Origin of the sequence: Micromonospora sp. 067-2, assembly GCF_046549295.1 — a bacterium.
Classification (GTDB): Bacteria; Actinomycetota; Actinomycetes; order Mycobacteriales; family Micromonosporaceae; genus Micromonospora.
Map to the genome: position 1 here is coordinate 15,599 of NZ_JAJPWB010000014.1, position 22,532 is coordinate 38,130.

20 protein-coding genes and 1 tRNA gene are annotated in these 22,532 nt (G+C 71.8%); 16 read left to right on the forward strand and 5 right to left on the reverse strand.

Going from position 1 to position 22,532, the window contains the following annotated elements; translation table 11 throughout:
• Positions 1–23: 23 nt before the first annotated feature.
• The 7 genes from ACLJN9_RS28860 to ACLJN9_RS28890 all read left to right on the forward strand — a co-directional run bounded on the left by ACLJN9_RS28860 (position 24) and on the right by ACLJN9_RS28890 (position 9,745).
• A complete protein-coding gene (locus ACLJN9_RS28860; RefSeq protein WP_410814806.1) occupies positions 24–965 on the forward strand; it encodes a copper transporter in 942 nt (313 codons plus the stop codon).
• Between the two features lie 121 nt (positions 966–1,086).
• Positions 1,087–1,953 carry a hypothetical protein gene (locus tag ACLJN9_RS28865; protein ID WP_410814807.1) on the forward strand — a complete coding sequence of 289 codons (867 nt, stop codon included), beginning with the start codon at positions 1,087–1,089 and terminating at the stop codon, positions 1,951–1,953.
• A 1-nt stretch (position 1,954) separates the two neighbouring features.
• Positions 1,955–3,646: a murein biosynthesis integral membrane protein MurJ gene (murJ, locus tag ACLJN9_RS28870; protein WP_410814809.1), complete on the forward strand. Its 1,692-nt coding sequence runs from the start codon at positions 1,955–1,957 to the stop codon at positions 3,644–3,646.
• A 20-nt stretch (positions 3,647–3,666) separates the two neighbouring features.
• Positions 3,667–4,818 (forward strand): glycosyltransferase family 4 protein, encoded by a 1,152-nt coding sequence (locus ACLJN9_RS28875; RefSeq protein WP_410814982.1) that lies wholly within the window; start codon positions 3,667–3,669, stop codon positions 4,816–4,818.
• Positions 4,818–7,226 (forward strand): hypothetical protein, encoded by a 2,409-nt coding sequence (locus tag ACLJN9_RS28880; protein WP_410814984.1) that lies wholly within the window; start codon positions 4,818–4,820, stop codon positions 7,224–7,226. The genes ACLJN9_RS28875 and ACLJN9_RS28880 overlap by 1 nt, the downstream gene beginning before the upstream one ends.
• A 165-nt stretch (positions 7,227–7,391) precedes the next feature.
• Positions 7,392–9,143 carry a CTP synthase gene (locus ACLJN9_RS28885; RefSeq protein ID WP_410814810.1) on the forward strand — a complete coding sequence of 584 codons (1,752 nt, stop codon included), beginning with the start codon at positions 7,392–7,394 and terminating at the stop codon, positions 9,141–9,143.
• Positions 9,140–9,745, forward strand: coding sequence for an NUDIX domain-containing protein (locus ACLJN9_RS28890; RefSeq protein ID WP_410814811.1), 606 nt, complete (start codon positions 9,140–9,142; stop codon positions 9,743–9,745). Before ACLJN9_RS28885 ends, ACLJN9_RS28890 begins: the two co-directional genes overlap by 4 nt.
• Positions 9,746–9,830: 85 nt before the next feature.
• Here the strand turns inward: ACLJN9_RS28890 and ACLJN9_RS28895 are convergent, their stop codons facing one another.
• Positions 9,831–10,154 carry a TM2 domain-containing protein gene (locus ACLJN9_RS28895; RefSeq protein ID WP_410814985.1) on the reverse strand — a complete coding sequence of 108 codons (324 nt, stop codon included), beginning with the start codon at positions 10,152–10,154 and terminating at the stop codon, positions 9,831–9,833.
• Between the two features lie 226 nt (positions 10,155–10,380).
• On the opposite strand from ACLJN9_RS28895, the gene ald reads away from it, so the two are divergent.
• The 6 genes from ald to ACLJN9_RS28925 all read left to right on the forward strand — a co-directional run bounded on the left by ald (position 10,381) and on the right by ACLJN9_RS28925 (position 16,130).
• The gene (gene ald / locus ACLJN9_RS28900) at positions 10,381–11,496 is read left to right on the forward strand and encodes an alanine dehydrogenase (protein ID WP_410814813.1); all 1,116 of its coding nucleotides are present in this window, start codon (positions 10,381–10,383) and stop codon (positions 11,494–11,496) included.
• Between the two features lie 10 nt (positions 11,497–11,506).
• Positions 11,507–12,499 carry a site-specific tyrosine recombinase XerD gene (locus tag ACLJN9_RS28905; RefSeq protein WP_410814986.1) on the forward strand — a complete coding sequence of 331 codons (993 nt, stop codon included), beginning with the start codon at positions 11,507–11,509 and terminating at the stop codon, positions 12,497–12,499.
• A 180-nt stretch (positions 12,500–12,679) separates the two neighbouring features.
• Positions 12,680–13,603, forward strand: a complete 924-nt coding sequence (locus tag ACLJN9_RS28910; protein ID WP_410814815.1) for a ParA family protein — start codon at positions 12,680–12,682, stop codon at positions 13,601–13,603.
• A 41-nt stretch (positions 13,604–13,644) separates the two neighbouring features.
• Entirely contained in the window at positions 13,645–14,580 is a 936-nt protein-coding gene (locus ACLJN9_RS28915; protein WP_410814816.1) for a segregation and condensation protein A, read from the forward strand.
• Positions 14,573–15,373, forward strand: a complete 801-nt coding sequence (gene scpB / locus ACLJN9_RS28920; RefSeq protein WP_410814817.1) for an SMC-Scp complex subunit ScpB — start codon at positions 14,573–14,575, stop codon at positions 15,371–15,373. The genes ACLJN9_RS28915 and scpB overlap by 8 nt, the downstream gene beginning before the upstream one ends.
• Positions 15,360–16,130 carry a pseudouridine synthase gene (locus tag ACLJN9_RS28925; protein WP_410814818.1) on the forward strand — a complete coding sequence of 257 codons (771 nt, stop codon included), beginning with the start codon at positions 15,360–15,362 and terminating at the stop codon, positions 16,128–16,130. The genes scpB and ACLJN9_RS28925 overlap by 14 nt, the downstream gene beginning before the upstream one ends.
• 286 nt (positions 16,131–16,416) lie before the next feature.
• Here the strand turns inward: ACLJN9_RS28925 and ACLJN9_RS28930 are convergent, their stop codons facing one another.
• Positions 16,417–17,031, reverse strand: a complete 615-nt coding sequence (locus ACLJN9_RS28930; RefSeq protein ID WP_410814819.1) for an AAA family ATPase — start codon at positions 17,029–17,031, stop codon at positions 16,417–16,419.
• Positions 17,032–17,230: 199 nt separating this feature from the next.
• On the opposite strand from ACLJN9_RS28930, the gene der reads away from it, so the two are divergent.
• The 3 genes from der to ACLJN9_RS28945 all read left to right on the forward strand — a co-directional run bounded on the left by der (position 17,231) and on the right by ACLJN9_RS28945 (position 19,981).
• The gene (gene der / locus ACLJN9_RS28935) at positions 17,231–18,634 is read left to right on the forward strand and encodes a ribosome biogenesis GTPase Der (RefSeq protein ID WP_410814821.1); all 1,404 of its coding nucleotides are present in this window, start codon (positions 17,231–17,233) and stop codon (positions 18,632–18,634) included.
• Between the two features lie 200 nt (positions 18,635–18,834).
• Positions 18,835–18,908: transfer RNA gene (locus tag ACLJN9_RS28940), tRNA-Pro, on the forward strand.
• Between the two features lie 113 nt (positions 18,909–19,021).
• Positions 19,022–19,981, forward strand: coding sequence for a tyrosine-type recombinase/integrase (locus ACLJN9_RS28945; RefSeq protein ID WP_410814823.1), 960 nt, complete (start codon positions 19,022–19,024; stop codon positions 19,979–19,981).
• A 274-nt stretch (positions 19,982–20,255) separates the two neighbouring features.
• On the opposite strand, the gene ACLJN9_RS28950 is transcribed toward ACLJN9_RS28945, so the two are convergent.
• The 3 genes from ACLJN9_RS28950 to ACLJN9_RS28960 all read right to left on the reverse strand — a co-directional run bounded on the left by ACLJN9_RS28950 (position 20,256) and on the right by ACLJN9_RS28960 (position 22,521).
• A complete protein-coding gene (locus ACLJN9_RS28950; protein ID WP_410814824.1) occupies positions 20,256–20,567 on the reverse strand; it encodes a hypothetical protein in 312 nt (103 codons plus the stop codon).
• Positions 20,560–21,516, reverse strand: coding sequence for a tyrosine-type recombinase/integrase (locus ACLJN9_RS28955; protein ID WP_410814825.1), 957 nt, complete (start codon positions 21,514–21,516; stop codon positions 20,560–20,562). The genes ACLJN9_RS28950 and ACLJN9_RS28955 overlap by 8 nt, the downstream gene beginning before the upstream one ends.
• 222 nt (positions 21,517–21,738) lie before the next feature.
• Positions 21,739–22,521, reverse strand: a complete 783-nt coding sequence (locus tag ACLJN9_RS28960; protein ID WP_410814827.1) for a hypothetical protein — start codon at positions 22,519–22,521, stop codon at positions 21,739–21,741.
• Positions 22,522–22,532: the final 11 nt, after the last annotated feature.

Here is a 22,532-nt window from a genome sequence, read left to right on the forward strand (position 1 = left end):
CGACGGATCAAGAGGCTGCAAGCGTGATCAACTTCCGCTACCACGTGGTGTCCCTGACCGCCGTCTTCCTGGCGCTGGCCATCGGCCTGGTGGTCGGCACGGCCGCGCTCAACGGCCCGGTCGCCGACTCGCTCAAGGAGCAGGTCACCGGGCTGCGCAAGGACAACCAGCAGTGGCGCCAGCAGGTCAACAGCATGGAGAAGCAGCTGGGGCTGGAAGAGGAGTTCGCCGAGGAGATGTCCCAGGTCGTCCTGCCGGGCACTCTCGCCGGGCGCCGGGTGCTGGTGCTCAGCCTGCCCAACGGCCGTGACCACACCGAGGGCGTGCTCAAGAAGCTCCAGCTCGCCGGAGCCACTCTCACCGGCCGGGTGGACCTGCAGGACAAGTTCATCAACCCGGACAACAACACCAATCTGTTGGAGCTGGCCGTCACCGCCGCCCGCCCGACCGCGCAGACCACCGGCCTGCCCGGCAACGGCCACGGCGTGGAGACCTCCAGCGCTCTGTTGGCCAGTGTTCTGCTGGACCGGGCACAGGGCGCCGCGCCGGTCAGCGACGCCGACCGGCGGGCGGTGCTCGCCGCGTACAACAACGCCGGCTACCTGACCACCGACGACAACAAGGTCACCGGGTCGGCGGAGGCCGTCGTCGTGGTCAGCGGCCAGCCGTACGTCGACAAGGACTCCGCGAAGCGCGACGAGTCGGTCGTCAAGATCGCCGAGCAGTTCGACCGGACCGGGTCGATCGTGGTCGGCGGCAACGGCTCCGCCGGCGGCAACCTGGTGGCCGTGGTCCGCGGTGATCCGGTGCTGTCCCAGACCATCAGCACCGTCGACAACGCCAACACCGTGCAGGGCCAGGTGGTCACCAGCCTCGCCCTGGTGCAGCAGCTCACCGAGAAGAAGGCCGGCCAGTACGGCGTCGGCGACAACGCCGCCTCGCTGCTGCCTAGACTGCCCCAGTGAGCGAACGACGTACCCGCGTGTCCGAAACCGACGAGGCGGCGCGTGAGCGAGCGCAGCGAGCGAACCCGAGGCACGGCAGGGCGGCCTCTCACGCCGGTGCCGAGCGAAGCGGGACAGCGGCGTGAGCGCGTTGGGCCGGCTGCTGATCGCCGGAGCCGGAGCCGCCGCCGCCCGCTACGCCCTGCGTGAGGTCCGCACCGCCCCGATCGGGCCGACGCTCGAGCGGACCAACTTCCGCGGCCGGACGGTCACCCTGGCCGCCGGGCCGGCGCTCACCGTCGGTGCGGCCGTCGCCGGCGCGCTCGGCGCCACCAACGCCGCCTCCGGTGCAGCCGCCCTGGTCGCCGGCCTCGGTGCCGGTGGCGTCGGGCTGTACGACGACGTGATCGGTGGTCGACCGGAGCAGAAGGCGGCAAAGGGCTTCGCCGGCCACCTCGCCGCGCTGCGCCAGGGGCGGGTCACCTCCGGGCTGGTCAAGGTCGCCGGGGTGGGTGCCGCCGGGCTGTGCGCCGCCGCACTGCTCGCCGCCGACCCCCGGGTCGCCGCGCATCCGCGCCGCCAACAGCACCGCACGTTCGGTCGCGGCGTCGACGTGCTGCTCGGCGCCGGGGTGATCGCCGGCACCGCCAACCTGCTCAACCTGCTCGACCTGCGACCCGGACGGGCCATCAAGTCCGGCCTGCTGCTCGGCGCGCCACTGGCCAGCGGTCAGCACGGCGGAATCGCCGCCGGTGCCGTCGGCGCAGCCGCCGGCCTGCTCCGCGACGACCTGGGCGAGGAGGTGATGCTCGGCGACAGCGGCGCGAACGCGTTCGGCGCGCTGCTCGGCGTCGCGCTCGCCGCCCGGACCGGCCCGCTCGGCCGGGCGGGACTGCTCGCCGTGCTCGCCGGTCTCACCGCCGCCAGCGAGAAGGTCAGCTTCACGTCGGTGATCCAGCGGACCCCGGGGCTGCGGGAGCTCGACGCACTGGGCCGGCGCGCCGACTGACGTGACCAGACCGGCACCCCTTGCCGGCGCCGGCCGGTTGGCCGGGGCAGCCGCGCTCATCTCCGTCCTCACCGTCGTCAGCCGCCTCGCCGGCTTCGGCCGTACCGCCGTGTTCACCTGGGTGGTGCAGCAGAGCGACCTCGGCGGCATGTACGTCATCGCGAACACGGTGCCGAACATCGTCTTCGAGATCGTCGCGGGCGGGGCGCTGGCCAGCCTGGTCGTACCGCTGCTGGCCGGGGCGGTCGCGGCGCAGGACCGGCGGGCGGTGGCGGCGACCACCGGCGCGCTGCTCGCCTGGACGGTGAGCCTCCTGGTCCCGCTCGCCGTGCTCGTCGTCCTGTTCGCCGACCCGATCATCTCGCTGATCAGCGAGGGACGCTCGGCGTCGGAACTGGCCGCCGGTGCCCGGATGCTGCGCGTGTTCGCCCCGCAACTGCCGCTCTATGGCATCGGCATCGTGCTCACCGGCGTCCTGCAGGCGCACCGGCGCTTCGCCTGGCCGGTCATCGCGCCGCTGCTGTCCAGCCTCACCGTGGTCGTCGTCTATGTGGCCTTCGGTGCCGCCCAGGGACGGGGCGTGTCCGTGGCCCAGGTCGGCCGCAGCGGTGAGTTGCTCCTCTCCGCCGGCACCACCTTGGGCGTGGTCGTGCTGTCCCTGTCGCTGCTGATTCCGCTACGCCGGCTGCGGCTGAGGCCCCGATTCGGGTACGCCTTCACCGCTGACGCGCGGGCGCGCATCGGTGGGCTCGCCACAGCAGGTGCGGTGACGGTGGCGGCGCAGCAGGTCGCGCTCCTGGTGATTCTGCACCGTGTCTCCGGCGGCCCCACCGGCTCCCCGCAGGTGTTCAACCTGGCCCAGGCCATTTTCCTGCTGCCGTGGGCCGTCCTCGCCGTACCGCTGGCGGTGGCGTCCTATCCGACGCTGGTGACCGCCAGCGCAGCCGGTGACGAGGACGGTTACCGGCGGACCCTTTCCGGCGCGGTGCGCGGTGTGCTGCTCTTCAGCTGCCTGGGCGTCGCGGCGCTGATCGGCACCGCGCATCCGATCGCCGCCCTCTTCTACCCGGACAATCCGACGTCCGCCTCGGCGGCCATCACCGGGTTCGCGCCGGGCCTGGTCGGCTACGGGCTGTTCGCGGTCCTGTCCCGCGCGTTGTACGCGAGGGGCGACACCCGGCCGGCGACCGTGGCGATCACGCTTGGGTGGCTGGTCGTTCCGGCCGTGGCGCTGCCGTTGACGGTGCTGCTTGACACCGACGACCGGGTGCTCGCGGTGACTCTCGCGAACTCGGTGGGGATGCTGGTGCTGGGGGCGCTGCTGGTCGTGGCGGTGCTGCGCAGCGCCGGCCGCCCGGCGTTGGCGGGCGCGGCCCGGGCCGGGGCGGTCGGTGGCCTCGGCGCGGTGCTCGCCGCGCTCGCGGGGCTCGGCCTCACCCGCTGGCTCGACACGCCCGGTGACGGCACCCCGACGATGGCGGCGGCACTCGGTCAGGGCATGCTGTCCGGGGTTCTGGTCGGGGTGGTGTTCCTCGCTGTGGTCTGGTTCGTCGACCGGCGGGACGTACGGCCCCTGCTGGCCGGGGTGCTGCGCCGCCTGGGTCGGCGGCGGCCGCGGGATCCCGGCGGCGAGTCGACGCCGGGGGTGGCCACGCCGGACCGTGGCGACGGGAAGGAGACGGTGGGCCAGTGAGCGCGGGGAGTGAGCCAGCTCTGCCCTCCGGATGGTCGGGCAGCGTCGCGCTGCTGCTCGCGTCCAGCACCGGCGGTGTCGGCCAGCACGTCCGCTCGGTGGCGCGCGGCCTCGTCGCGGCTGGTGCCGTTGTGGTGGTTTGCGGGCCGGCGGCGACGCAGGAGCAGTTCGACTTCACCGGCGTGGGCGCCCGTTTCCAGCCGGTGGAGATCCCGGTCAGCCCGACCCCGGCCGATGCGCGCGCGGTGCTGGCCCTGCGCCGGACGCTCACCGCCGCCCAGGTCGACGTGGTGCACGCGCACGGGCTGCGTGCCGGGTTGGTCGCCGTGCTGGCCCGTCCGGCCGTCCCACTGATCGTGACCTGGCACAACGCGGTGCTCGCGGGCGGACTGCGGGGCGGGGTGTCCCGGCTCGCCGAGCGGGTGGTGGCCCGCAGTGCCCGGGTGGCCCTGGGCGCCTCCGCGGATCTGGTGCAGCGGGCGGCCGCGCTGGGTGCCGCCGACGCACGGCTCGCCCCGGTCGCCGCGCCGACGCTGCCCGCGCCGCGCCGACGTCCGGCCGCCGTGCGGGCCGAGTTCGGCGTCCGCCCGGACCAGCCGCTGATCGTCTCGGTGGGCCGGCTGCATCCGCAGAAGCGTTACGACGTGCTGATCGATGCGGCCGCCCGCTGGCGTACGCGTACGCCGCCGCCGGTCGTGGTGATCGCCGGGAGTGGCCCGGCCTACCTGCCGCTGGCCGCCCGGACGTCGGCGGCCCGTGCCCCGGTGACCCTTCTGGGGCACCGTACCGACGTGGCCGACCTGCTCGCTGGCGCGGATCTCGCGGTGGTCACCAGCGACTGGGAGGCCCGGCAGCTCTTCGCCCAGGAGGCGCTGCGGGCCGGCGTGCCACTGGTGGCCACCGCGGTCGGTGGTCTGCCGGAGCTGGTCGGGGACGCCGCCACCCTGGTTCCCGCCGGCGACGTGGACGCGGTCGACGCGGCGGTGCGGGCGCTGCTGGACGACCCGGCCGCCCGCGCCGGGCTGGCTCGACGGGGCGCCGAGCGGGCGGCGACGTGGCCCACCGAGGCGGACACGGTCGCCGCGCTGGCCGCCCTCTATGCCGAGGTGGCCGCGGATCCCGCCGGTCCGGCGGCCCCGGGCTCCGACGCCCCGAGAACGGGACACCGGTGATGCTGCGCCGACTCGCCCCCGCCCTGCTGACCGTGCTCGTGGTGGCGCTGGGCGTCACCGCGCTGGCCGCCCGCCCGCCGCAGGGCACCCCGCAGCGCACCGCCGACTTCGTGGTGCTCGCCGGCGTCGCCGGGCTGCGCTGGGAGGACGTGGATCCGCAGCGCACCCCGACGCTGTGGCGGATGGCCGAGAACGGTTCGATCGGCTCGCTGTCGGTGCGTTCCGCGCAGCGGCCCACCTGCCCCGTGGATGGTTGGTTGACCCTGGGCGCGGGCAGCTTCGCCGCGTGGAACGGCAGCCGGCCGGCCGGTGGCTGCCCGGCGGCCGCGGTGGCCGTGGAGCAGCCCGACGGCATCGGCGCGAACCTCCCCGAGCAGGAGAGCGTGGTCCAGTACAACCAGCAGCGACTGCCCTGGGGCACCGTGCCCGGGTCGCTCGCGGAGTCGGTGCGCTGCACGGTCGCGGTGGGCCCCGGCGCGGCCGTGGCGGCGGCTCGTCCGTTCGGCCGGGTCGACCGGTACGCCTCGACGCTGCCGGCAGATCCGCGTGCGCTGCTCGGCTCGTGTGTGCTGAGCATCGTCGACCTCGGCACGGTCGACGGGACCGACCCGGCCGCGCGCGCCGAGGCGGCCCGTGCGGCCGACGCCCAGCTGGCCCGGGTGCTGGCCGCCCGGCCACCGAGGTCGCTGGTGGTGGTCGCCGGAGTCTCCGACACCGCCCAGCCCTCCCGGCTGCACGTGGCGGTCGCCGACGGGCCGGGTTGGGAACGCGGCTGGTTGACCTCGGCCAGCACGGGGCGCGACGGGTACCTGCAACTCGTCGATCTCGCGCCGACCGCACTGGCCGCGTTGGGCCGGCCGATGCCGGAGCGACTCTTCCTCGGCCGACCGGCGGTGAGCACCGGGGGCCGCCCGGCCGACCTGGCCGAGGGGATCAGCGCGCCGGCGGACGCCGACCGGGAGTCGGCCGCCCAGCGGACGGTCTCCGGCGGGTTCTTCACTCTCCTCGCCGGTGTGCAGGTGCTGCTGGTCCTCGCGGTGCTGCCGCTGCTGCGCCGGGCCCGTCCACATGCCGGCCCGGCGGGGCCGACGCCGGTGTCCAGGCGGGTCGTGTCGGTGGTGGAGCTGCTGCTGGTGGCGGTGGCGGTGATCGTGCCGGCTGCGCTGCTCGCCGATGCGGTGCCCTGGTGGCGGGGCGGACACCCTGGCTGGATCTTCGCTGGCGTCACCGCGGCGCTGGTGGTCGCCGGCACGGCGGCCGTCCGGTTCGCCCCCGGTTACCCGACCACCCTCGGCCCGTTGGGCGCGGTGGCCGGGCTCACCACTGTCGTCGTCGGGCTGGATGTGCTCAGCGGCGCACGCCTGCAGCTCAATGGCGTGGTCGGCTACTCGGCGTTGCAGGGTGGCCGGTACGCGGGCCTGAGCACGGTCGGGCTGGGTGCGTTCCTGGCCGCCGCGCTGTTGAGCGGCGGCTGGCTCGCCCAGCGGGTGCCCCGCGGGTGGCGGCCGGCGGTGATGGTGGCCGTGGGTGGGCTCGCCGTGGTGGTGGTCGGCAGCCCTTACCTGGGGGCCGACCCGGTCGGCGCGATCGCGCTCACCGCCGGGCTGAGCGTGGCCGCGGCGATCAGCGCCGGCGGCTGGCTGACGATCAGTCGGCTGGCCTGGGCCACCATGGCTGCCCTGGCGGTCGGCATCGGCTTCGCCGTGGTGGACCTGCGACGTCCGGCGGCGGAGCGGGGCAGCCTGGGTCGGTTCCTGTCCGCCGTCGGCGACGGCACCGGCGGGTTCACCGTGCACCGGTCCGGCACGGAGAACTTCGAGACGTTGGTCAACAGTCCGCTGACCGTGCTGGCCCTGGCCGGGGGGCTGCTGGTGTGGTTCGTCCTGTTGCGGCCGTGGGGCGGGCTGCTGCGGCTGTTCGGCATCTACCCGGCCGTCCGGGCGGCCCTGGCCGGCACGGCGGTCGCCGCGGTGCTCGGTGGTGTGCTCGACGGTGCGGCGCTGGACGTCGCCGGCGCCGCCGCCGCGTTGGTGGTGCCGATGGCCGCGCTGGCCTCGCTGCGGGTGCTCGGGCATGCCGCCGACCGCACCCGCCCGGCCGGGGGCCGCGCACGCGACGACGGCGCCGACGACGGTTCCGGCGGCACCGGTCCGGCCGGTGGTGGGAACGGCCCGACCGGTGGTGGTGGGCCTCTCGGCGCGGGGCATCCCCGTCCGATCAGCGGAGCACCCGCCGGCGCACCACGGTCGGTCGAGCCACTTCCGGTCACCGAGACTGGAGCTGGCGGGAAAACCGTGGGCTCCAGCGCCGACGCGGCGGCGGTGCCGACCGAGGACGGGCCGGCGCCGAACGCCCCGCCGGCGCCGCGGCAGGTCACCCGGTCATCGACGGAGGTTGCCGCTCCCTGAGCGCCGGACGTCCTCGTGCTGGCGGGTCGGTGCCGCACCCGGGGTGCGGCCTGCGGGTACCCGTTCGGAAGGTGTTACCGTGGAATCCCGTGGATCGCGTGATCAATTTTGCTGATCAAGCAGCGGCGGTCTGCATGACCGCGACAGACGACACGGGAGCAGGCCTTGGCCCCATCAGCACGGACGACCAGGCACATTTTCGTCACCGGGGGCGTCGCCTCCTCGCTGGGTAAGGGCCTCACCGCCTCCAGCCTCGGCAACCTGCTCACCGCGCGCGGGTTGCGCGTGGTGATGCAGAAGCTCGACCCCTACCTCAACGTCGACCCCGGAACGATGAACCCGTTCCAGCACGGCGAGGTCTTCGTCACCGAGGACGGCGCCGAGACCGACCTCGACGTCGGGCACTACGAGCGTTTCCTGGACCGGGCGCTGTCCGGTAAGGCGAACGTCACGACCGGCCAGATCTACTCCGACGTGATCGCCAAGGAGCGGCGCGGCGAATATCTGGGCGACACCGTCCAGGTCATCCCGCACATCACCAACGAGATCAAGTCGCGGATCCTGGCGATGGCCGACCCGGACGACGACGGCCACCTGCCCGACGTGGTGATCACCGAGGTCGGCGGCACGGTCGGCGACATCGAGTCGCTGCCGTTCCTGGAGGCGATCCGTCAGGTCCGCCACGACCTGGGCCGGGACAACTGCTTCTACCTGCACGTCTCGCTGGTGCCCTACCTGGCGCCGTCGGGTGAGCTGAAGACCAAGCCCACCCAGCACTCGGTGGCGCAGTTGCGCAACATCGGTATCCAGCCGGACGCCATCGTGCTGCGCTGCGACCGGGAGATCCCGGTGAAGCTCAAGGAGAAGCTGTCGCTCTACTGCGACGTGGACACCGAGGCGGTCGTCGCCGCGCCGGACGCGCCGAGCATCTACGACATTCCGAAGGTCCTGCACCGGGAGGGCCTCGACGCGTACGTGGTGCGCCGGCTCGGGCTCTCCTTCCGGGACGTGGACTGGGCCAGCTGGGACGACCTGTTGGAGCGGGTGCACCGACCCCGGCACACGGTCACCGTCGCGGTGGTCGGCAAGTACGTCGACCTGCCCGACGCGTACCTGTCGGTGAGTGAGGCGATCCGGGCCGCCGGCTTCGGCCACCGGGCCCGGGTGCAGCTGCGCTGGGTGCCCAGCGACGAGTGCGTCACCCCGGCCGGTGCGGCTGCCGCCCTGGCCGGTGTGGACGGCGTCCTCATCCCCGGCGGGTTCGGGGTGCGTGGCATCGAGGGCAAGATCGGCACCGCCCGGTACGCCCGGGAGAACGGCATCCCGCTGCTCGGCCTCTGCCTCGGCCTGCAGTGCATGACCATCGACGTGGCCCGTCACCTGGCCGGCCTGGACGGCGCCAACTCGCTGGAGTTCGACGAGCGGGCCGCGCACCCGGTCATCGCCACGATGGCCGACCAGGAGGACATCGTCGCCGGCAAGGGCGACCTGGGCGGCACCATGCGGCTCGGGGCGTACCCGGCGACGTTGGCCGAGGGCTCGATCGTCGCCGAGGCGTACGGCAGCACCGACATCAGCGAGCGGCACCGCCACCGCTACGAGGTGAACAACGCCTACCGGGACGCGCTGACCAAGGCCGGCCTGCACATCTCCGGCACCTCGCCGGACGGCCGGCTGGTCGAGTTCATCGAACTGGACCGGGGCCTGCACCCGTTCTTCGTGGCCACCCAGGCGCACCCGGAGTTGAAGAGCCGGCCCACCCGCCCGCACCCGCTGTTCGCCTCGTTCGTCAAGGCCGCCGTGGCGTACTCGCAGGCCGACCAGTTGCCGGTCGACCTGGACGCGGCGACGGACGCCCCGACGACGCGCAAGGCCGCCCGCAACGGCGCCGCGACGAAGGCGGCGTCCGCGTCGTGAGCTTTGTCGAGCACCGCTACGAGGTGCGCTCCGTGCAGGAGCGCTACCGAGGCCGGATCTTCGACGTGGTCACCGAGGAGGTGACCATGCCGGGCGGCGGGACCGCCCAGCGCGACCTCGTCCGGCACGTCGGGGCGGTGGCCGTGGTGGCGCTGGACGACGCCGGCCAGGTGGTCCTGATCCGGCAGTACCGGCACCCGGTCGGGCGGCACCTGTGGGAGCTGCCGGCCGGGCTGATGGACGTCTCCGGTGAGGAGTTGCCGGCCGCCGCTCTGCGGGAGCTGGCCGAGGAGGCCGACCTCACGGCCGGTCGCATCGACGTGCTGGTCGACCTGCACAGCTCGCCCGGGTTCACCAACGAGCTGGTGCGGGTCTACCTGGCCCGGGAGCTGGGCGAGGTGCCGGCCGGGGAGCGCCACGAGCGTAGCGACGAGGAGGCCGACCTCCAGGTCGTCCGCATCGACCTGGACGAGGCGGTCGCCATGGTCCTGGCGGGTGAGATCACCAACGCGTCCGCGGTGGCCGGGCTGCTGGCCGCCGCCCGCGCCCGGGGAAGCGACTGGTCGACGCTGCGCCGCGCGGACGCGCCGCTGCCACGCTGAGCGTCGCCGCCGGTCCCGCCGGCAGGAGTACGCGAGGAGGGGCCCCGCGGTCAGCCGCGGGGCCCCTCGCCGTCTGGTCGAACTGTCAGTCGCGCAGCGGTCGACCCTGCGCGTCCGTGCCGCCGTTGACCAGGATGAGGATGCCGTCGATGACGCCCCAGAGCGCGCCGACACCGCAGGTCACGATGCTCACCACGAGCTGGAGAACCGCGATCTTGGTGTGTCCGGTGTAGAACCGACCGGCGCCGAAGGTGCCGAGCAGGATGCCGAGGATGCCCGCGACGATCTTGCTCTTGTCGGAGTAGCCGGGGGCGTACCCCGGCTGGTAGGGAGGAGTGGTCATGGGCCGACACATTAGTGATCCACTCGCTCGCTGTCCGCACCGGCACCCGTCAGATGGGACGATAATGGGCCAACACTGTCCTGTCGGCTGAGGCCGCCTCCCAGCGCGGGTCCGGTCGACACCCTGACACTCCGTCAGGACACCCGGGCACCGGATGGCACTGTGCTGGCTCGCGTCGGCACCGGGCACGCCTAGACTGCCGCCGGCGGGACCGGTGAACCGCGGTGGCAACGGAGCCGTCGCGGCACCGAGCAGTCGGGGGAGCGCAGCCCCGAAGAGAGGTGTCTGCATCGTGAAGGTCGGAATCCCACGCGAGGTCAAGAACCACGAGTACCGCGTGGCGATCACGCCGGCGGGCGTCAACGAGTTCACCCGCGGTGGTCACCAGGTCTTCGTCGAGTCCGGCGCCGGGGTCGGCTCCAGCATCACCGACGAGGAGTTCGCCGCCGCCGGCGCGACGATCCTCGCCACCGCCGACGAGGTGTGGCAGACCGCCGAGCTGGTGCTCAAGGTCAAGGAGCCGATCGCCGAGGAGTACCACCGGATGCGCGAGGGGCAGGTGCTCTTCACCTACCTGCACCTGGCCGCCTCGAAGGTCTGCACCGACGCGCTGATCGACCGTCGGGTCACCGCCATCGCGTACGAGACGGTGGAGCTGCCCGACCGGTCGCTGCCGCTGCTCGCCCCGATGTCCGAGGTGGCCGGCCGACTCGCCCCGCAGGTGGGCGCCTTCTACATGATGCGCACCGGCGGTGGGCGCGGCGTGCTGCCCGGCGGCGTCTCCGGGGTGTACGCGGCCAAGACCGTGGTCATCGGCGCGGGCGTCTCCGGCCTGAACGCCGCCGCCATCGCGCTGGGCCTGCAGTCCGAGGTGCTGCTGCTGGACAAGAACGTCGCCCGGCTGCGGTCGGCCGACGCCATCTACCGTGGCCACCTGCAGACCGTCGCGTCCAACGCGTACGAGGTCGAGCGGGCCGTGCTCGACGCCGACCTGGTCATCGGTGCCGTCCTGGTGCCCGGCGCCAAGGCGCCGACCCTGATCTCGAACGATCTGGTCTCGCGCATGAAGCCGGGCAGTGTGCTCGTCGACATCGCCATCGACCAGGGCGGCTGCTTCGAGGACTCGCGCCCCACCACGCACGCCGACCCGGTCTACAAGGTGCACGAGTCGATCTTCTACTGCGTGGCGAACATGCCCGGCGCCGTCCCGAACACCAGCACCTACGCGCTGACCAACGTCACCCTGCCGTACGCCCTGGAGCTGGCCAACCACGGCTGGCGGGAGGCGCTGCGCCGCGACCCGGCCCTCGCCCTGGGCCTGAACACCCACGACGGCCAGGTCACCTACGGCCCGGTCGCCGAGGCGCACGGCATGGGTGTGCTCCCGCTGGCCGACGCGCTGGCCTGAGGGTGGCGGTCTGACCGGCGTCCCGGCCCCGGCCGGTGCGGGCGAACTGCCCGCGCCGGCCCTGCGTCGTGCCGTGCGCGGCTACCTCGACCACCTCACCGTCGAGCGTGGACTGTCCGCGAACACCCTCACCTCGTACCGCCGGGATCTGGACCGTTATCTCGCGACCCTGGTCGATGCCGGCGTCGCCGACCTCGCGTCGGTCGGCGCCGGCGTCGTCGAGTCGCACCTGGCCCGGCTGCGCGCCGGGGACGAGACGCACCCCCCGCTGGCGGTGTCGTCGGCCGCGCGCGCGGCCAGCGCGGTACGCGGCCTGCACCGGTTCGCGCTGCGCGAGGGGCTGGCCGGCGCCGATCCCAGCCGTGACGTCCGTCCGCCCACCCCGCCGCGCCGGCTGCCCCGCGCCCTGCCCGTCGAGGACGTGGTCCGGCTGCTGGAGACCGCCGGCCCGGTCACCGCGACCGGTGCGGGCGCCCCGCTCGCGCTGCGCGACCGGGCGCTGCTGGAATTCCTGTACGGCACCGGCGCGCGCATCTCCGAGGCGGTTGGTGCCGCCGTGGACGACCTCGACACCGACGAGGGCACCGTGCTGCTGCGGGGCAAGGGCGGCCGAATGCGGCTGGTGCCGATCGGCGGTTACGCCGTCGAGGCGGTGCGCGCCTATCTCGTCCGGGCCCGGCCCGGACTGGCCGCCGCCGGTCGGGGAACGCCGGCGGTCTTCCTCAACGCGCGCGGCGGACCACTGACCCGGCAGGGCGCCTGGGCGATCCTGCGGCGCGGCGCGGGCCGGGCGGGGCTGCCGGTCGACGGTCCCGCCGCGGTGTCCCCGCACACCCTGCGCCACTCCTACGCCACCCACCTGCTCGACGGCGGTGCCGACGTGCGGGTGGTGCAGGAACTGCTCGGCCACGCGTCGGTGACCACCACCCAGGTCTACACGCTGGTCACCGTCGAGCGGTTGCGCGAGGTGTACGCCACCGCCCACCCGCGCGCCCGCGGCTGAGCCCGGTCACGGTCGGTCCCGACACGCCGGGCCGGTGCCGAACCCCCTGCTGATCGGTGGCGTACAGTCGGCATCGGCGCGGACCTCCTGGGGCGACACGACCGGGGTGCGCAGCGGCGCCGCGAAGGACGTCGGACGGCTCCGACGCCGGGTGGGTCGTCGGGAGGGGGCAACGAGCACATGGCTGGCAACGGTGACCGTGCCGAGACCTGGACGTCGGAGCTCCGCGAGCAGCAGGCCACGCTCGGTGCGGACCTGGGTCCGGCGGATCCGGCGGCCTACACGATGCGCAAGCCCATTCCCGAGCCGATGCCCACCGACCGGCACGGTCCGGCGCGCATCATCGCGATGGCCAACCAGAAGGGTGGCGTCGGCAAGACCACCACCACCATCAACCTGGGTGCGGCGCTCGCCGAGTACGGCCGCAAGGTGCTGCTCGTCGACTTCGACCCGCAGGGTGCGCTCTCGGTGGGGCTCGGGGTCAACCCGCACAACCTCGACCTGTCGATCTACAACCTGCTCATGCAGGACGACATCATCGCCGAAGACGTCGTCATCAAGACGGACGTGGCGGGGTTGCACCTCCTGCCGGCCAACATCGACCTCTCCGCCGCCGAGATCCAGCTCGTCAACGAGGTCGCCCGGGAGATGGCCCTGGCCCGGGTGCTGCGTACGGTGCGCAAGGAGTACGACTACATCCTGATCGACTGCCAGCCCTCACTCGGCCTGCTGGCGATCAACGCGTTGACCGTCGCGCACGGTGTGCTCATCCCGCTCGAATGCGAGTTCTTCAGTCTGCGTGGCGTGGCGCTGCTGCTGGACACCATCGACAAGGTGCGCGAGCGGCTCAACTTCGATCTGGAGCTCGAGGGCATCCTCGCCACCATGTACGACAGCCGCACCACGCACTGCCGGCAGGTGCTCCAACGGGTGGTGGAGGCGTTCGGCGACAAGGTCTACCAGACGGTCATCACCAAGACGGTGAAGTTCCCCGAGTCCACGGTGGCCGGTGCTCCGATCACCAGCATGGACCCGGCGTCCTCCGGGGCACGCAACTACCGTCAGCTGGCCCGCGAGGTGATCGCCGCCCAGTCGGAGCGGTAGCCGGAACGCCCGGTGTCCGTCTCGTGCACTACGGTCGTCCGGTGACCGCGCCACCCCTCGACCCGTCCGCCGCCGCTGCTCCGGCCGTGGTCGAGGGCATGCCGCCCACCGAGCCGGCTGTGGCGGTCGACGGCCCGCCGCCCACCGCCCCGGCGCCCGCCGGCTTCACCGTGCGGCTGGCCAACTTCACCGGCCCGTTCGACCTGCTGCTGCAACTGATCGGTAAGCACAAGCTCGACGTCACCGAGGTGGCCCTGCACACGGTCACCGACGAGTTCATCGCCTACATCCGGGCCATGGGCGACAACTGGGACCTGGACGAGGCGAGCGAGTTCCTCCTGATCGCCGCCACCCTGCTCGACCTGAAGGCGGCCCGGCTGTTGCCCGCCGCCGAGGTGGAGGACGAGGCGGACCTCGCCCTGCTGGAGGCACGGGACCTGCTCTTCGCCCGGCTGTTGCAGTACAAGGCGTACAAGGAGGCGGCGGCGCACATCGCCGAGCTGGAGGCGGTCGGCGGCCGGCGGTACCCGCGCGCCGTCAGCCTGGAGCCCCGGTACGCCGAGGCGCTGCCCGACCTGGTGCTCGGCATCGGCCCGCAGCGACTGCTGAGGCTGGCCGTGAAGGCGATGACCCCGAAGCCGGTGCCGGAGGTCTCCATCGCCCACGTGCACATGGTCCGGGTCAGCGTGCGGGAGCACGCGGCGATCCTCGCCGCCCGGCTGCGTCGGGCCGGCACGGCGACCTTCTCGCTGCTCTGCGCCGACTGCGAAGCCACCCTGGAGGTGGTCGCCCGGTTCCTCGCGCTGCTGGAGCTCTACCGGGAGGGTCTGGTGGCCTTCGTGCAGGAGCAGGCCCTGGAGGAGCTGACGGTGCGCTGGACCGGCGCGGTCGACGGCGACGCCGACCTGCACGTCGACGAGTACGCCGGCACCCCACCGGACGGGGCGGACACGACGGAGGGCGAACGGGATGAGTGACGAGGATCGCCAGCATTCCCTGGCAGACCAGGCCGCCGCGTGGGTCCCACCCTGGAACCGGGCGCAACCCGCGTCCGCCGACGCGACGGAGAGCGCCCCGGATCCTGGTACGGAAACGCCCCCGGAGGACGCCAGGGACTCGCAGGAACCCGGCGCCTCCGAGGTGACGGAGGACGCCGGCGTACCCCCGGAAAAGCCGTCGGGACGGCGGCGGGCGCCGGTGGTGCCGGAGCCCGCGCCGGAGCTTTCCGACGCTGAGCTGCGCGGCGCTCTGGAGGCGATTCTGCTGGTTGTCGACGAACCGGTCAGCGAATTGGTCCTGGCCCAGGTGCTGGAGCAGCCGGCCGAGCGGGTCGGGCCGATGCTCGACGAGATCGCCGCCGGCTACACGGCCGGCGGGCACGGGTTCGAGCTGCGGAGGGCGGCTGGCGGCTGGCGGCTGTACACCCGCCCGGAATACGCGACGTACGTCGAACGGTTCGTGTTGGACGGGCAGTCCGTACGGCTGACCCAGGCTGCGTTGGAGACGCTCGCAGTGGTCGCCTACAAGCAGCCGGTGACCCGTTCGCGCATCTCGGCCATCCGGGGTGTGAACTGCGATGGGGTCATCCGTACGCTGGTAACCCGCGGCCTCGTCGAGGAGTGCGGCACCGAAACGGACAGCGGGGCGTTCCTCTACCGGACCACCACGCTGTTCCTGGAAAAGCTCGGGCTGAACACCGTCGACGAGCTGCCGCCACTCGCACCCTTCCTGCCCGACGACGTAGAAGAGCTTGCTGATGCGACCCGATAACCGTTCCCCCAAGCCCGATGCCCCCGTCTATGAGGGGGCCGAGCGCCTGCAGAAGGTGCTCGCCGCCGCCGGCGTGGGTTCCCGCCGCGCCTGCGAGGACCTGATCTTCCGCCGCCGGGTCACCGTGGACGGCCGGGTGGCCAAGCTCGGCGACAAGGTCGACCCGGCCGTCGCCGTGATCCACGTGGACGGCGAGCGCCTCCAGGTCGACACCCGCCTGGTCTACGTGGCGATGAACAAGCCGCGCGGGGTGGTTACCACCATGGCGGACGACAAGGGCCGCAACGAGCTGGCCGAGTTCATCGGCAACCGGGTGGAGCAGCGCGTCTACCATGTCGGGCGGCTCGACGCGGACAGCGAGGGCCTGCTGCTGCTCACCAACGACGGCACCCTCGCGCACAAGCTCATGCACCCCTCGTACGAGGTGCTGAAGACGTACCTCGCCGAGGTGGTCGGGCCGATCCCGCGCAACCTGAGCAAGCGGCTGCTGGCCGGCGTCGAGCTGGAGGACGGGCCGGTCAAGGTCGACTCGTTCAAGGTGGTCGACACCCTGGGCAAGACCGCCCAGGTGGAGCTGAGTCTGCACGAGGGGCGCAAACACATCGTCCGGCGGTTGCTGGCCGAGGTCGGGCATCCGGTCACCCGGCTGGTACGTACCTCGATCGGGCCAATCCGGCTTGGTGACCTGCGCACCGGGCGGATCCGGCGGTTGACCAACGCCGAGGTCGCCGCCCTGTTCAACGTGGTGGCCGACTGACCCTCGCGCCCCTGCGGTCCACCGACCGTCGTCGGGAGCTGTCCCGACCGACCTTGTTGCTCTCAGTTCCGGCGGTTGCCTGCCCCGCGGTGGGCAGACGGGGTTTGCGAGGACGGGCGACGAGCCGCCCCACCAGCTTCCGGCGCTCCTGGCCGGCGGCTCGGTGGCGGTGCTCGTGGGCGTGGACCTGGCCGCGCCGTCATTCCACCAGCCCGTCACACCACGCGGTGGAACCCGCCGCGCGCGTCGGCGTCACCCTCCGTGGCAGACGCCAGCGCCGGTCGGGTCAGCGAGACATGGGTTCGTCGGTGAGCCCCACCCGGTCGAGGCGCTCGGCGAGGACGTCGACGCTGTCGTCGTTGACGACATGCCAGTCGGCCAGCACGATCGGCGTGGCCTTGTCCAGGGTGCTGATCTCGCGGAGGTCACGCGAGGTGATCTCGTCCGGCGTCAGCGGCCGGTGGGGACGCTTGCCCAGTCGCTCCTCCCGCAGCCCACGGGGGGCGTGCACCGCGAGGGTGCGCAGAGTGTCCGGAAAGCGCTCGGTGAGGTACTCGTACTCGGCGTAGCTGTACAGGCCGTCGATGATGACCAGCGGCTGCTCGGTGAGCTGCTTGCCGATGTCGTCGGCCGCGAGCTGGGCGACAGCGCTCATACCGTGCAGGCGGCGCACTTCTTCCCGTACGGTCCGCTCGGTCTGTTCGTTGACGGCAAGACCACGGCGTCGCACCTCGCCCACGATCACGCCACCGAAGTAGACGACAGGGGCACCGGTCGCCTTCTGCACCATGGCGACGACCGTCGACTTCCCGGTGCCCGCCAACCCGACTACCGCCAGAATCCCGTTCATCGCCATCCGTCCGGTCTCCCACCGGGCGGTGGGAAAATGAGTAGAGGTCACCCGTTGAAAAGCGTACGTGGCGTCGCCGACGTGAGCTCGGCAGGGACCTCGGGCGTTCGCGAATGCGGACAGTAGCATTGGCGGATCAAGTGTACCGGCACGGCGGCGATGGACGCGGTCGTGCTTCTCAGCTCCGGAGCGGAAACGGGCATCTCCGTGCCGTCCGCTCCGCGAACTGCTGATCCGATCTGGGAGTGGCATGACCAACAGTGACGGATGGGTCGAGCTGCGCGAGCCCGACATCGACTCCGAGGATCCGTCCGGCCCACAGCCGGTGGTGGCCGTTGTCGGCCGCCCCAATGTGGGCAAGTCCACGCTGGTCAACCGGATCATCGGCCGCCGGCAGGCGGTCGTCGAGGACATCCCCGGGGTGACCCGGGACCGGGTGCCGTACGACGCGCAGTGGAACGGCCGGGCGTTCACCGTGGTGGACACCGGCGGTTGGGAACCGGACGCGAAGGACCGGGCCGCGGCCATCGCGGCGCAGGCCGAGACGGCGGTGGTCACCGCCGACGTGGTGCTCTTCGTCGTCGACGCGATGGTGGGCTCCACCGACGTGGACGAGGCCGCGGTGAGGATGCTGCGGCGCAGCGCCAAGCCGGTGATCCTGGTGGCGAACAAGGCCGACAACACCTCCATCGAGGTGGAGGCCACCTCACTCTGGTCGCTCGGCCTCGGTGAGCCGTTCCCCGTCTCCGCGCTGCACGGACGGGGTTCCGGCGACCTGCTGGACGCCATCCTCGCCGCGCTGCCGGAGGCACCGCCGATCATGGAGAACCGGCCGCGTGGGCCGCGCCGCGTGGCGCTGGTCGGCCGGCCGAACGTGGGCAAGTCCAGCCTGCTCAACCGGTTCTCCGGCGAGGAACGGGCAGTGGTCGACTCGGTCGCCGGCACCACCGTCGACCCGGTGGACAGCCTGGTCGAGATCGGCGGTCAGACCTGGCAACTGGTGGACACGGCCGGCCTGCGCAAGCGGGTCGGCCAGGCCAGCGGCACCGAGTACTACGCCAGCCTGCGCACCTCGGCGGCGATCGAGGCCGCCGAAGTCGCCGTGGTGCTGCTGGACTCCAGCGAACCGATCAGCGAGCAGGACCAGCGGATCCTGTCGATGGTCACCGAGACCGGCCGCGCGCTGGTCATCGCGTTCAACAAGTGGGACCTGGTCGACGCCGACCGCCGGTACTACCTGGACAAGGAAATCGAGCGCGAGCTGCGCCGCATCCCCTGGGCGATCCGTCTGAACCTGTCGGCGATGACCGGCCGTGCCGTGGACAAGCTGGCCCCGGCGCTGAACAAGGCGCTGGCCAGCTGGGAGATGCGAGTGCCCACCGCGCACCTCAACCAGTGGTTGACCGCGCTGGTGCAGGCCACCCCGCACCCGGTGCGCGGTGGGCGCGCGCCGCGGATCCTGTTCGCCACCCAGGCCGGCGTGGCGCCGCCGCGGTTCGTGCTCTTCACCACCGGCCCGCTCGACGCCGGCTACCAGCGGTTCGTTGAGCGCAAGCTCCGTGAGGAGTTCGGGTACGAGGGCAGCCCGATCGAAATCTCGGTCCGCCCGCGCAAGAAGCTCGGCCCGGGCGGCCGAGGCAAGGCGCACGGCTGACCTGTTCTCCGAGAAGAGGCCGGATGGGCACCTGCCCATCCGGCCTCTTCTTTTCTGCAGGAGGTGTGCGGTGGTTCGGGCGTGCGGCGGGGTGGTGTGCGGTGGTTCGGGCGTGCGGCAATTCGGGTGGGGGCTGTGAGGAGGACCGGCGGCTGCTGCGATAAGCTGTACCGGCTGCCGCGGGGGAAACCACGCGGGGGCGGGACGTGGCGCAGCTTGGTAGCGCACTTGACTGGGGGTCAAGGGGTCGTCGGTTCGAATCCGGCCGTCCCGACAGCGAGAGGGTTTCCGCAGGTCAGAGACTTGCGGAAGCCCTCTTTTCATTGCTCGACACGAATGCCCGGTCTAGCACGCCGCTGTTGGACTCCTTGACTCGGGCAGGTTGTCATGTCACTACTTGATCTTCAAAAGCTCGCCACTGGACTGTCTCGGACCTGGGCCGGGTTCCTGCGGGACTGGGACCGGTCGCTGCGGGCCGGGAACTACCCCGAGACCACCCGCTACAACTACCTCCTCGCCGCGGCGCAGCTGGGTCGGTATCTGGGGGAGTCGTCCCCGGACCCGGACGCCGATGACGCGGCCGACGACCCGTGCGCGGTGACCCGAGGGCACGTAGAGGCGTTCCAGGCCTGGATGATCGACACCAGGTCCGCGTCGACCGCGCTGAACAAGCACAAAGGGCTGCAGCAGTTCTTCAAGTGGCTGCTCATCGACGAACAGGCCATCGACCGCAACCCGATGGATCGGGTACGCCAGCCCAAGACACCGCGCAAGCTGATCCCGGTCCTGCGCACCGAGGACACCAGCAAGGTGCTCGACGCGTGCAAGGGCAAAGCGTTCGCCAACCTGCGCGACGAGGCGCTGATCCGGCTGCTGTCCAACAGTGGCGGCCGTCTGTCCGAGGTGGGCAACCTCCTCGTTGCCGATGTCGACCTGCACACCGAATCGGTGCACTTTCACGGCAAGGGTGCCAAGGACCGTCGGGTGCGATTCGGGCCCAAGACAGCACGGGCGCTGAGCCGGTATCTGCGGGCCCGGGACAAGCACAAGGGCGCCGGACTACCGCAGCTGTGGCTGGCCGAGCGCGGCGCGGCCGCGTTAACCCCGAACGGCATCAAGATCCGGCTCAAGCGGCTCGGTCAGGCGGCCGGGGTGCCAGACCTGCACGCGCACCGGTGGCGCCACACCTTCGCTCACGAGTGGAAGCGCGCCGGGGGAGACACCGGCGATCTTATGCTGCTGCTCGGCTGGACGTCCGAGGACATGCCCCGGCACTACGGCGCCAGCGCTGCCGCGGAGCGGGCGCAGGAGACACAGGCACGGCTGGGAATCGGCGAACGAGTGTAGGAGCGTCAGTGCCGCACCCGACCCTGCCGAACGGGCAGAGGTCGGGTGCGGCGGCCCCGGCGCGATGCGCTAGGCGCACTGCCCACCCTGGGGCATAACCGGCCCTGCGGGCGCGGGCGGCGTGCCGAGCCTGTCGAGCGGCTTAGCCGACGCGCCCCACGAGCACACCAGATCCGCTGAGTCGTCCCCGCCCGCCGGCACCTCCCCGACGAGCTCGCGTCGACGCCATGGCCTCGGCAACTCGATCCGGGCACCGTCGGCGCTGGTGAAACCTCTAGCCTTTCGATGTTCGGCGCTTCCTGGCTGCGGCGGATCGTTCGGCCAACTGCAGCATGTACGCCGTCCGCGCGTGCTGGGCCATAGCGCTGCGAAGCTCAATGGGCAGGGTGCCGTCGGGATCGACCTGGCGTTCGAAGCGGTCGAGGAAGGCTTTCGTGCCGGCCGCCGTCCGGGCCGTGCGGTCGGTGGTGTTGGCCCAGGAGACATGTGCCGCGATGCGAGCCCGCCGCCGGCGCTGTTCCGGTGTCAAACCAGACGGTCTCTGTCCTTCGTCTGGCATGTCGTGGGTGTTGCCGCGGTCAGACACGTTCACCGATCCCCATCCGGGCCTGGACGTGCTGAGCGCGTTCGGCCGCGGCGCTGGCACCGTAGTGCCGGGGCATGTCCTCGGACGTCCAGCCCAGCAGCAGCATGAGATCGCCGGTGTCTCCGCCGGCCAACTTCCACTCGTGGGCGTAGGTGTGGCGCCACCGGTGTGCGTGCACGTCGACGACCCCCGCGCGCTGCCCGCGTCGCTTGAGCATGAGCTTGATGCCGTTGGCCGACAACGGCCGCGCGCCGCGCACCGCCAACCACAGGTCGGGCAGCCCGACGGCGCGATGACTGTTGCGGGCCCGCAGGTAGCGGCTCACCGCCCTCGCCGTCTTGGGTCCCAGCCGAACCCGCCGATCTTTGGCACCCTTGCCGTGGTAGCGCAGGGTATCGAGCGTCAGGTCGACATCGGAGAGTTGAAGGTTGGCCACCTCCGACAGCCGTGCTCCCGTGTTGGCGAGCGTTCGGATGATCGCCTCGTCGCGTACCTGGACGAAGTCTTTGCCCTTGCAGTTGTCCAGCAGCCTCTTGGTGTCCTCATCGCGGATGATCGGGATCAACTTGACCGGCGTCTTTGGTTGGCGAACCCGCAGCATCGGTGACTGGTCGATTTCGTCCTCGTCCAGAGCGAGCCACTTGAAGAACTGCTGGAGGGCCTTGTGCTTGTTCAGAGCGGTCGAAGCCGATCGGGTCTGCACCATCCATGCCTGGAACGCCTCAATGTGACGCCGGGTCACGGCTGTTGGCGTATCTGCGATGTCCCCCGCCTCGTCCTGATGGGCGTCGTCGTTCAGGTACCGACCGAGCTGTGCCGCGGCGAGCAGGTAGTTGTATCGCGTGGTCGATGGGTAGTTCCCCGACCGCAACGACCGTTCCCAATCCGTAAGGAACGCCGCCCACACCGGAGACAGCCCCGCCACCAGCTTCGCGAGATCCACTTTCATCACGAGGCCCCCCGGAACTGCAGGGCGATGGAGCATCCATGGCAGTGCCGCTGCCGGCAGCGGGGGTCCGACCAGAGGTTGGGCCGGTCTTCTGCGCCTCGCTTCTGCACGAGTGCCGGGCTACTGCGGTCAGCGAGAATCGCCCCGATTCGCAGCCAGCTCTGGGTCTTCATCAATGTGGTGAGTTGTGACGCGCCTCTGCGTTCGCTGGTCGACCTGTGGCTAGTCATGCCGCTGCCCTCCGGTGAAGACCAACAGCTCGATAGGGTGGTAGCCGCCTTCGTCGATCGACGATTTTTTTCGTGAGGCCACGGCCTCGGCCTGACTGGCGTAGTAGAGGAATTGATCACCCTCGCCGGGACCGAGGACGGTGACGATCTGCAGCACCTGGGTCAGACCCACGGCGCGAGCAGCGGGCAGGAGTTCGTGGAGGTGCTCGGCGAATGTCGTGCCGGGCTGGCCGGGTGCCGCGGAGCTGACGGCGGCGATGGCGCAGGTATCGGCGGTCATGATGAGCCGGCAGGCGGTGAACAGGTCGGCGATGGCGGCCGGTGTCCGGGTGTGCCGTGAGGGCCATCGCAGGACGACAAGGCTGACCGGATCGGTGACCATGTCGAGGTTGGTGACCGCGGCGGGATCGGTGATGGACAGGTACGTGCGGGACGCGCGGGTGCTGGCGTGCTCCAGCTCTGCATCACTGTCGAAGTCGACGATCGTATCGCCACGTTGGGTGTACACGAGGATGAGTCGCTGCGCCAAACGCGACGCAAGCCGGTCGCCCCGGGCGGCAGGTCCGGTGTCGTCGCGGTCGTCGAGGCGCCAGACGGCGATCGGGTCGTCACCACCGACGAGAACCGCCTCGTCGTCGTGCTGACGCGCCTCGTGGTGGAAGGGGTCCGGGCGGCTCCCGCCGTTGGGCGTGGGATCAGGTCCAGCAGTCATGTACGGGTGGCTCCCGCGCTGACTGGCCGTGTTCGCATCTACGAATAGCTCCGCCAACCCCACCCGGAGCACCG